General features: G+C 45.4%; 7 protein-coding genes. 1 reads left to right on the plus strand and 6 read right to left on the minus strand.

The annotated features are described in order from the left end of the window. The 4 genes from F6K20_RS10995 to F6K20_RS11010 form a co-directional block, all read right to left on the minus strand. Positions 1–696 (minus strand): KGK domain-containing protein (locus F6K20_RS10995; protein WP_287294662.1); only part of this gene is annotated, 696 nt, incomplete at its 3' end. A gap of 201 nt (positions 697–897) precedes the next feature. Continuing rightward, positions 898–1,992, minus strand: a complete 1,095-nt coding sequence (ccsB, locus tag F6K20_RS11000; protein WP_008180701.1) for a c-type cytochrome biogenesis protein CcsB — start codon at positions 1,990–1,992, stop codon at positions 898–900. Positions 1,993–2,132: 140 nt separating this feature from the next. Continuing rightward, the gene (locus F6K20_RS11005) at positions 2,133–3,671 is read right to left on the minus strand and encodes an MBOAT family O-acyltransferase (RefSeq protein ID WP_008180703.1); all 1,539 of its coding nucleotides are present in this window, start codon (positions 3,669–3,671) and stop codon (positions 2,133–2,135) included. 290 nt (positions 3,672–3,961) lie between these two features. After that, positions 3,962–7,087, minus strand: coding sequence for a DUF1574 family protein (locus F6K20_RS11010; protein ID WP_287294664.1), 3,126 nt, complete (start codon positions 7,085–7,087; stop codon positions 3,962–3,964). Between the two features lie 402 nt (positions 7,088–7,489). On the opposite strand from F6K20_RS11010, the gene F6K20_RS11015 reads away from it, so the two are divergent. Beyond that, positions 7,490–7,732 (plus strand): hypothetical protein, encoded by a 243-nt coding sequence (locus F6K20_RS11015; RefSeq protein ID WP_044492433.1) that lies wholly within the window; start codon positions 7,490–7,492, stop codon positions 7,730–7,732. A gap of 58 nt (positions 7,733–7,790) precedes the next feature. Here the strand turns inward: F6K20_RS11015 and F6K20_RS11020 are convergent, their stop codons facing one another. Both F6K20_RS11020 and hemB read right to left on the minus strand, forming a co-directional pair. Then, complete coding sequence (locus F6K20_RS11020; RefSeq protein WP_008180709.1) at positions 7,791–8,828, minus strand: pentapeptide repeat-containing protein; 1,038 nt, start codon at positions 8,826–8,828, stop codon at positions 7,791–7,793. 365 nt (positions 8,829–9,193) lie between these two features. After that, a partial coding sequence (hemB, locus tag F6K20_RS11025) for a porphobilinogen synthase (RefSeq protein WP_287294666.1) occupies positions 9,194–10,063 on the minus strand: 870 nt, incomplete at its 5' end.

Consider the following 10,063-nt stretch of genomic DNA (forward strand, 5'->3'; position numbering starts at 1 on the left):
TAAACCAATATCTTCCTCACTTTCCGACTCACTATCGGAAAAGTCTCCTAAATCAAAGTCATCTTCAGTACTGCTTGGGGTTTCTTCGATAGCAATATCTTCCTGACTATCGGAAAAGTCTCCTAAATCAAAGTCATCTTCAGTACTGGTTGGGGTTTGATCGATAGCAATGTCTTCATCTGCATCAAGTGTTGGTTGAAGTTTCATCTCATCGGAGATAGCAGTTGAGGCATCTTCCTCCAGTGCTTCAGCTACTGATATTCCAGTAGCAGTCACAGCGGCTGTGGCTGCTCCAACTCCAAGCTCCAATCCAGAATCATTGCTAGTTTGTGGCTCTGGGAGGTCTGGCTGTTCTGCTACCTGGGTTGATGTGCTTTGCAATGTTTCACCACCAATAGCTGATATATCATCAACTTTATCCTGAGTCTCGACAAGGCAAAATTCTAGATTAAGTCTTACCTTGCCTTGCTGCCAGTCATTAGCAGCAAATTGCAACACTTCACAAGGAATACCCGATTCGCTAAACCAACTTTCCTGTTCTGGAGTCCATTCATCCCCTAAGACTTCTACCAATTTCTTTTTGATAGCAACTAAGAATTCACCGACCCTAAAGGTACGGTTACCAATAAAGATTTGAGCAGATTCATCCACTGATAGTACTTCACCAACAGCGAGTGGCTTGAACTGATTATCCACGACTATTTTCCCCGATCAAACTTTTCGATAAGCTTCCATGCCTAGAGGGCAGGAGTTTCATTGCCCAACCATTGAACTAACTATTCCTTTGAGGCAAAGGTCGGTTTCCTAGGGTTAATTCCCCGATGCCTCTAGGCATTAAAGCGGGTTTTCAGTAGAAGCAATTTAGGGCATGCACTCAATCACGGAAATATATAGTTCTTAGAAGAACCAGCCGTAGGAATGTAAGCCTTTACCCAATAGATTGACTCCCAGATAGCAAACCCAAACAACTAGAAGTCCTGTCCCTGCCAAAATTGCTGGTCGGCGTCCTTGCCAGCCACGGGTAATGCGGGCATGGAGATAGGCAGCAAACACTAGCCAGGTAATTAATGCCCAGGTTTCTTTTGGGTCCCAACTCCAGTATGAACCCCAAGCCTCGTTTGCCCAAACGGCACCGGCAATAATCCCAATGGTGAGCAGAGGAAACCCCAGCCCAATAATACGATAGCTGATATTATCGAGAGTGTCGGCAATACTAAGCCTCTGGGGTGAGAGGGTGGGTGCTGTGGATACCGATGGTAGGGGTGAGTCGGGGGTAGTTACTAAATCGAGCACTGCTGTAGTACTAGCTGCATTACTCTGTCCCAGTTCAGCTAAAGGGGATGAGGTATCAGAGGTAACTACAGCCTGAGAAATTGGATCATTACCGTTGCGCTGTAGTTTAAAATTGGAATTCCCTGGTAAGTTATTCGGTAAGTTATTCTTGCTGCGATAGCCACCAGTACCGACAGAACTTCCTCGCAGTTCCACGTTCTGACCACGGGTAATCACTAAAAATGCGATCGCTACCAGGGCACCTACCATCAGGGTAGCGTAACTAAGCATCATGATACTAACATGCATCATTAACCAATTGGATTTCAGAGCAGGTACCAATGGAGCGCTTTCCTGCATGTCTGGTGGTAGGGATAGAGCGGCAAACGCGGTAATTCCCATGGCGACTGGTGCAGTAGCCACCCCTACCAATCGGCTGCGACTCATGTTTTCAGCAATTAGGTGAACTGTGGTAATTCCCCAGGTCAGGAAAAACAGGGATTCATAGAGATTACTGATCGGGAAGTAGCCTGCCTCTAGCCATCTTGCTCCGAGTAAGGTAGCAGTGCAAAGGTTGGCGGTTGCCATCCCTGATATTCCTAAGGGTGACAAATAAGGAATTTTAGGAAAAGCGGCTCCTACCCAGTAAATTAACATCGTCACAAACAGGACGAAAAAGGAAATATTATCTAATTTGTTCTGGAGTGTAACCAGATCCATAAAGCGTTCTCTCTCAAGTCTTGTATAAAGCTTATATTATTGCAGCATTACTACTATCCTATCGGTTCGATGTGCCCCTTTTGATAGAGTGCTAGTGGGTTAGTGTGTGAGTTCGTCTTTAGGGCAGAAATAGTTTAAGTTCAAAAATCGAAATAAATGTAAGGCAGACCACTCTGAGGAGCAAACAACCAAACTACGTAGAGACCTACTGGTACCAACAACAACTTCACCGGCCAGTTGAGTTGTAATTTCAGACCCCTTCGGATACTGTAAACCCCAGCCATTGAGGCTGCTAAGCTAACTAACAGGAGAAGCACCCAGAAGCGTTCCATACCAATAGCGGTTAAGTAGACTTTTTGACCAAATTGGATGTCAGCTGGGTGACCCCAGAGATTCTGGATGACTAAACTGGCTTGTTTGAGATTGGGGATGCGGAAAAAAATCCAGGCAGTAAACACCATAAATTGGGTCAAAAACCAGCTTACCAAGACCCCTGACCAACTTTGCCACCAACGTTTTATCCCATCTCTATTTTCACAGAAAGCTTCGGTCAAGCGATGAAGGACTAAGGCTAGACCATGCAAGCCACCCCAGGCTACAAATCCCCAAGCTGCTCCATGCCAGATACCAATAATGACCATTACGATGAATAGGTTAACGCAGGTACGAGCAACCCCTTTACGGGAACCGCCCAAGGGAAAGTAGAGATAGTTACGGATCCAATCCCCTAGAGTGATGTGCCAGCGACGCCAGAAATCCGCAATGCTGATACTGAAATAGGGAAAATCAAAGTTTTCTGGAAGATTAATGCCCAGTAACACTGCACTACCACGGGCAATGTCTACATAGCCGCTGAAATCGAAATAGAGTTGTAAACCGTAGGCAAAGATAGCTAACCATAAATCTCCACTACCAGCCCGTTCTATATTGCCAAAACACAAATCAACAAAAATCCCAATGTGGTCGGCTAACAGTGCCTTTTTAATCGCACCAGATGTAATCAACCAAAGTCCTTCTGTTGCTCGATCAAGACTTGGAAATTGTAAGGTTTTAAGTTCAAGGGCAAACGGATGATAACGAGTAATTGGACCAGAAATAAGTTTAGGAAAAAACAACTTATAAGCAGCAAACTGGAGGAGATTACGAGTTGCTGGAGCCCCACGATAGACATCAATGAGATAAGCAATGCCCTCAAATATAAAAAACGATATTCCTAGAGGAACAATTAAGTTATCCCTAATCCAATTCGCCCCATCTTGGGCAATGGTAAAGTTGATGATTACTGCCAAATTTGACAACAGAAAAGGAATATACTTGAAGCCGAGCAAAAAGATAACATTTAGGAAAATACCTAGCCACAGTAGTCTTGACCGTCGGTTATTCCAAAAACTATCAGCCAATAGCCATTCTTCATTGGAGAGATGATAATTCGTAGCATGGGAACCAGAAACTGTATTCGTTCCAAGTGCTTGTCCAAAGTAAAAATTAATTAGGGTAATCAACACCAACAGGGGAATGTATTGGATTTGTAGTGAAGCATAAAATATTAGACTGCTACTTAATAAAACCAAAAGTTTTAGTTTGGGAGAACCTGTGGCAGCTGTAGAAGATTGCACCAACCAGTAGATTCCCAAAACTGCTAGCAAGAAACAGCTGTAGGTAATCGAAATAAATGACATTTTTTAAAGATCAAGGGTGAAGGATGTTTGCCTGATAGTGTGTAAGCATTCAGCTATCAGCCATCAGCATATGCCCGTAGCGCATATGCTTACATATCGTTTCCGTTTGAATAGTTATAGCGGTTTGCGTGTAGGTTAAGTATAATTACGAATCTTGACTACTGACTACTGACTACTGACTACTGACTACTGACTACTGACTACTTGTTGTTATTGTAATTAGCGCGGGTTGCAAACCGCTATATAATTATTGGTTGTTCGTTAATTTAAAACTGATTAATAATTAATTATTAATCACTAATGACTAATGACCAAGGCATCATTGGATCTTTAGCCAACTGCTTAGAAACTTGGTAAGCACCATAGCGGTTGAGATGGCTGGGGTCGGAAAAGTAGTCATGTTTAGTTAGCAACATCTTATTGAAATCTCGGAAAATCAATCCCCCTTCTAGATCAAAGTTGTACATGTATCGCTGAAATTGTTTATCATATTTGCTCCGCACTGGATCTAAATATTCTTTAGTCAGGGGTAGGTTGACCATAACGATACTAAGGTCATGCTTCTGGGCAAATTCCAGCAAATTTCTTAGGGCTTTGTCTTGCTGACCTCCTAGCTGAAAATACCGGTAATCACCATCATAAATACCGGGAACTTTAGGATGTTTCTGGTAGTAGGTAGCGGTGTTAAAACGAGTTGACAGGGGAAGGAAGCCATCAAAGTCAATTTTCCAGGTTGGGGATAATGTCTTTTGAGGCTTTTTGGCAGTCTCGGTTGTGTCTAGTTGGAGGAACTTTTCTAGGTCAACCAACTTTTCCCGTAACAGAGATTTGAGCTGGCTTCGGTGAGGATAAGTTAAGGAAATTTTGGCTATTGACTGATTTAGCCAGTCACTGATTAACTGATAACTATCATTAAAAACCTCTAGAGGTTGGTCTGTGGCATCTGTCGGTAATAGTGGTTGTTTAGTGCGGTTCGGAAAAACTCCTGCCATTAGAGCTTGGTAGCCTGGTGATGCGATAATCGAGTTGTAGGTAGCATCAACTCGACCATTGTTAAAGGCTCTGACCCCATCAGCCCAAATAATCAATTTAGGCAGTTGCTCCGGAGTTAAGACGCGCCGAACCATGAAGTCTACTACCTGAGCTGTGGCACCATTAACCCCAAAGTTAAACACGTCAATGCCAGGATAGCCCTGTTCTTCCAAGGCATTTTGGAGGGCAATGGGATCGATTCCCCGCATGGCTCTGGAACTGCCCATAATCAGTACATCAGGGATACCACTCTGAAGCAGGCGTTGTTGGTACAGAGCTAGCTTTTCATCTAACATCTGGTTATTGAATGAAGGATTGGGCGATCGCGCTGCGGCCAGCATGGCTGCCATGGTAGCATTGCCGTTTTCATTCACAATCACCATGGTATCCCCAGGAGCAGTAAACCCAGAGGTATTGAAGTTTTCAGTCCCGAGACCCGCCCCTTTTTGCAAAGATATTTGGGGCAAAGCAATGGGTTTGGGTGATGAGTTCGTCACTGCCTTTACTTCTGCTGATGGTGAGGCTTGAGACTGTAGCAGCTCACTAAAGCGCCAATCTGTGATCAGTGTTAGTAGTAATCCTGCTACGCCCCATACCATGCCTACTGCTACGCCTTGGATAGACAATTTTCCCCTAGCCTGTCTCTTGTCTGAGAAGGCTGCCATGTCTTGGTTTTCTACAGTTGGTACAAATAGCTGAGAGTAGCATAGCAAACGCTGGAGTATGTAAACTAAACCATCAACTGCTCCTTTGAAACCCTGGTTGAGATCGTCGTGGGTTAGATCACGACGCAGTACTGGTTCCCCACTGGGAGTTACCAAATCACTCAGGTAGGCATCTGAGGCAGCAAACTCTGGGGTAGCTTCTGGGACTAGACGCTGTCGATGAACAAAATCAACTCCATAGTTCCAGGAGGGGGAGGTAGCACCAGCGCGACGTCCATAGAGCCGCAACCCAGTAATTTCCGACATAGCCAGCTGCTCTAGGAAGCGGGTAATTTTTTGAGTGACCTTAGATTTTCGAGGACAGACCGTTGCCTCGCTCATGATGTGCAACAAGTCTTGTTTACGGCGAATTTTTACCCTTACTCCACCTGTTACCAATCGTTGGTCAATGTCGGGATTAAGTAAGCGTTCCAACAAAAAGGTCAAGGCATCGTGATGCCCTGTTTGGGCTAAGGAATAGGTGGATTCTCCTAAACTCTGGTGGTCTGCTGCTGGTAAGTTGAGCCAGTGAATCCAGGCTGGGGATTCGGTTTCTGGCAGTAAGGAATTGTTGGCAGCTTGACCATTCTTTCCCAAGGGGGGTTGGAGAGAGTCAGCTTCCTGAGACAGTAAGGTTTGACTAGGGAACTGACTTGACTCTACACCATAAATAGTGGCACCCTGGATACCTTGAGGAGCGATTAAATCGAGTATTGAGGCAATGGTACTGACTAAGGTTTCTTTTTCTGGGGCAATAGTTTTTCGGCGGTGGATGAAGCTAGAAAATACATGTAGGGTGGTTTCTTTAAGAATGGCTCTAACGGTTATTCCTACCGCTGCTAACCCCTGATTTAATAACCGCTGGATTGCTTCTACATCTCCCCAACGAGCCCATTCCTTGAGGACTTCTTCTGGAGGGGTCAAATCTACTCGCAGCTTCCAATCAGGAGTGGCTTCGCCACTTACCTGAAAGCAAATCAGGGCATCTCGAAACCCTTTGAGTTGCAAGGAATGTAACCGGTCGATGATGGGCTCAGATAGTAAGGAGGGATCGGGGCTGTAGTTAGAATTACAAATTATCCAGAGCCGTCGGTTAGGGGGTGAAGGGTGAAGGTTAGTTTGTTTAAGGTTAGAACTTGCCCCGGAAAATCTTCTAGCTTTGGAATCTTGGTGTTGGATCCGGACTTTAACACTGACACCTAGGTAACTGAGGGATTCACTGAGATAACGAGCGATCGCATCTGGAGAACCAGAACGGGCAAGACTTTCGTTTGAGACAGTTAAGTCCGCATCAGTATCAGTGGTTATGGCGTCGAAAGACGTCTGGGAAGATTGGTTAGAAGCATTAGTGGCATCATCGGTCGGTAGTTTGATAGCGATTTGCTTAATCCAGTCTGGACGCTTCTGCCCCACTCGACGCCCATAAACAATTATTTGATAGATCGGGTTTGCTAAGTCTAGGGGAAACTGAACTTCTCCCTGTTGCAGTTTCAGGGCTTTGATAAGGCGGTTGACTAACTTATTGGCTTCTACTCCCTGAGGGTGTTCACACAGAATGTGCAAATTGTTCCCTCGCAAACGGATTCGTATGGATAACCCAGGTTGCCTAATGGCACAATAAGCCCACTTGGCAAGGGAGGGCGGAGGAGCTTTTGGGAGACTCTGATCGACATCCAACATCACAAATTGATTAACTGGACTGGTAACGGAGGAATGATTTCTTCATATCTTAGATGCTCGCCTTGATTTAAGCACAATTTTCTGAAGACTACTTATTTGTTGGGCAAATAAAATTCATTTAGCTGACAATAGAGGTTGAAATCCTCAGCAGCCCAGACTCTAAAACAGGGGGGCTACACAAATGAACGCTGACAAAAGCAGCTTTGAGACTCAGTAGGTAAATCCCAGGTAATATTGGAGTCAACAGGACTTACGCCAAACTGGGAAACGCCCTTATCTAGTAGTCTCAGGAGGGAGACCCTACAAATAGATAAAAATCGAGTTACTGTGGAAGTCTGGCTCTTGTGCCCCGATGTGAAATTTTTGGCTTTGTTTAGTTCATTTGTACTAAAAATAACCCAGATGTCTTCTTCTCAACCAGAAATACCAGAAATCAGGTCAGCAGACCTGTTTAATTTAGAAATGCCCACAAAATTCTTCGTAAGTCTAGGGACTGCTCCAATGCTTTTAGGTATACTCTCAATACAAGCTATGGGTTCATGGTTAGAAGCTACAGGTATTAGTAGTGAGGAAGTGTTTCGAGGGCAGAGATTGCCTGTTCTCCCTTTCCCAGATTTGGAAAGGGATGATCAAGATGATCAATAGTTTAAATTGACTTCAAATTTGCTGTTGTTTTTGCTATGGATGTACTACAAAGTTGCTCCTAGTCGTGGATACTGCCATCGGGCAAAACTGCCCCCCTTAGGTTTGCCCCTGTCAGTTTCACCAAAAGCTTACCATTAGAACCCACTTTAGCTCCACTCAAATCAGCTCCACTCAAATCAGCTCCACTCATGTCAGCTCCAATCAGATTAGCCTCTCGTAAGTTAGCATTACTGAGGTTAGCTTGAAATAAATTGGCTCTAAAGAGATTAGCACCTTCGAGGTTAGCCCCGGCAAGATTAACCCGATGGAGAAAGGCATCTTTTAGGTTAGCTTGACTTAAGTTAGCGGATTGGAGATTCCGATTTGAGAAGTCTCTTTCTTTGAGGTCTGCTCCCCTAAAATCAGCACCACTCAAGTCAGGAGGGGCTTTGGGAGCCCGAGATTGAGCGGTCGTGGATGGCTGGGTTCTAGAGTTACCAGGGGGCTGGGCAGTCCGAGCTTGGGCTGGAGTAGTCCGAGATTGAGCCGTCGTGGATGGTTGGGCTCTAGAGTCAGCAGGGGGCTGGGCAGTCCGAGCTTGGGCTGGAGTAGTCCGAGATTGAGCGGTCGTGGATGGTTGAGCTCTAGAGTTACTGGGGGGCTGGGCAGTCCGAGGTTGAGCGGTCGTGGATGGTTGGGCTCTAGAGTTACCAGGGGGCTTGGGAGTCCGAGGTTGAGCGGTCGTGGATGGTTGGGCTCTAGATCGTTCTGGTTGTTTGTATTTGTAATAGTTTGGTGGGTTTGGCTGGGGTGATGGTGGTGGTTTTGGTCTTGGATTTGGATTACGATAATTCCGATACGGTGTTCTGCCCCTAGCTTGTGTTTGTGAAGCAGTGGGTAAGGTCTGATGCGATCGCAATTTTTCTCGTGCCTGATTGAGTAACTTAAGTTTTTCTTCAGCTTTTTGCTTGAGGCGAGGATTATCCTCAGGCACACGATCGGGATGCCAAATAAATGCCAAATCCTTGTAAGCCTGGTTCACTTCTTCCGGTGATGCTCCAGGCTCCAGTTCAAGAACTCTATAGCATTGCTCTAGCTCATTTTGCTTCACCACCATATTATGTGTAACCTAGCGACTTTTCCTTTCTCGACTCTAGACTATCAACTATAGGCTTGCTTGTGTTGTTCCCTATAGTCTAAAGACTACAGCCTAGGTAAGCATTCAGCTATCAGCATTCAGCTATCAGCATTCAGCTATCAGCATTCAGCTATCAGCATTCAGTTACAAGCTATCAGCCATCAGCTAATGCGCTACGCGCACGCTTGGCCAAAGGCCACGCTGCTTGAGGTGCGAACAGCTATCAGCTATCAACCAAAGGCCAACGGCTGACCGCTGACTGCTGACTGCTGACTGCTGATAACTGACCGCTGATAACTGACCGCTGATAACTGACCGCTGACCGCTAACTACGGTTCAATGCCTTACTGCAGGATTGTAGCTACTTCTTTGGCAAAATAGGTCAAAATTAAGTCAGCACCAGCCCGCTTCATGCTAGTCAGGGTTTCCATCATGACTTTTTTCTCATCAATCCAACCATTCTGACCGGCTGCTTTAATCATGGCGTACTCACCACTAACATTGTATGCAGCAACGGGTAAATTAGTATGCTGTCTAACCCGGTGGATAACATCCATATAGGCTAACGCTGGCTTAACCATGACCATATCTGCCCCTTCTGAGATATCCAAGTCAATTTCTTTGAGGGCTTCAAGGGCGTTAGCGGGATCCATTTGGTAAGTCTTCTTGTCACCAAATTTAGGAGCTGAATCTAGGGCATCCCGGAATGGACCATAATAAGCGGAGGCGTATTTAGCGGAATAGGCCAGAATTCCGACATCAGTGTAGCCTTCACCATCTAGAGCTTTACGAATTGCACCAATGCGTCCATCCATCATGTCGGAAGGCGCAACCATATCTGCCCCAGCTGCAGCTTGAGATAGGGCCATTTTTATCAATACTTCCACGGTGGCGTCATTTAGGATAGTGCCATCTTCGGTGACAATGCCATCATGACCATCACTGGAAAAGGGATCAAGGGCAACATCGGTAATTACCATCAGCTCTGGAACTTCTTGCTTAATTGCTCTGATGGTGCGTTGGATTAATCCATCAGGGTTGTAGCTTTCAGTACCGGTAGCATCTTTCAAGTCCTGGGGAATGAGGGGGAAAAGTGCGATCGCATTAATCCCCAGTTCAAATGCCTCGGTTACTTCTTTGAGCAATAAGTCCAGAGAATAGCGGTAACACCCTGGCATGGACTTAACCTCTGGTTTTAGACCCTGACCTTCCAT

The organism is Moorena sp. SIO2C4, from assembly GCF_010672485.1.
Taxonomy (GTDB): Bacteria; Cyanobacteriota; Cyanobacteriia; order Cyanobacteriales; family Coleofasciculaceae; genus Moorena; species Moorena producens.

Coding starts and splice junctions, on each gene's coding strand:
- ccsB (WP_008180701.1), bottom strand. CDS start 1,992: ATGGATCTGGTTACACTCCAGAACAAATTAGATAATATTTCCTTTTTC.
- F6K20_RS11005 (WP_008180703.1), bottom strand. CDS start 3,671: ATGTCATTTATTTCGATTACCTACAGCTGTTTCTTGCTAGCAGTTTTG.
- F6K20_RS11010 (WP_287294664.1), bottom strand. CDS start 7,087: ATGTTGGATGTCGATCAGAGTCTCCCAAAAGCTCCTCCGCCCTCCCTT.
- F6K20_RS11015 (WP_044492433.1), top strand. CDS start 7,490: ATGTCTTCTTCTCAACCAGAAATACCAGAAATCAGGTCAGCAGACCTG.
- F6K20_RS11020 (WP_008180709.1), bottom strand. CDS start 8,828: ATGGTGGTGAAGCAAAATGAGCTAGAGCAATGCTATAGAGTTCTTGAA.